This window comes from Bradyrhizobium sp. Arg237L (genome assembly GCF_029990105.1).
In the GTDB taxonomy this organism is placed as follows: Bacteria; Pseudomonadota; Alphaproteobacteria; order Rhizobiales; family Xanthobacteraceae; genus Bradyrhizobium.
In genome coordinates, this window is sequence record NZ_JAQMIL010000225.1 from 1 (window position 1) to 458 (window position 458).

The window sequence follows — 458 nt, forward strand, 5'->3', positions numbered from 1 at the left end:
CTGGTGAGATAGCGCCACAGCGCCACGATCAGCTTGCGCGCCAGGGCGACGATGGCGACGCGCTTGGCGCGTTTGCCGGCGTTCTCCGTGCGGGTGCGGAACCAGCGGCTGAGCGCGCTGTCCGGCTGATGGCGCAGCCAGAGCCAGGCCAGTTCGATCGTCTTGTGGCGGGCGCGGCGGTTGCCGGCCTTGCTGATCCCCTGCTCGCGGTCGATGCCGCCGCTTTGCCAGGGACTGGGCGCCAAGCCGCAGTAGCTCGCGACCTCGCGCCGGTTGCGGAAGTCCTTGTAGAACACCTCCTGCACCAGCGTCGTGGCAAACGCCGGGCCAAGCGCCTTGAGTTGCTGCAACTGATCCCGTCGCTTCGCCATCGGTGCGGGCTGCGCAGCGGCCTGGGCCTGCTCCAGCGCCTTGAGCTGGTCACGCACCAGCATCAGCCGGGCATGCTCGCGCTTCAC

The 458-nt window shown here is 69.2% G+C and carries 1 protein-coding gene; it reads right to left on the minus strand.

Annotated features, from left to right (window positions below; translation table 11 throughout):
• Positions 1–458, minus strand: a 458-nt coding sequence (locus tag OZ411_RS43085) for a transposase (RefSeq protein WP_282532824.1), incomplete at both ends; no start/stop codon positions are given.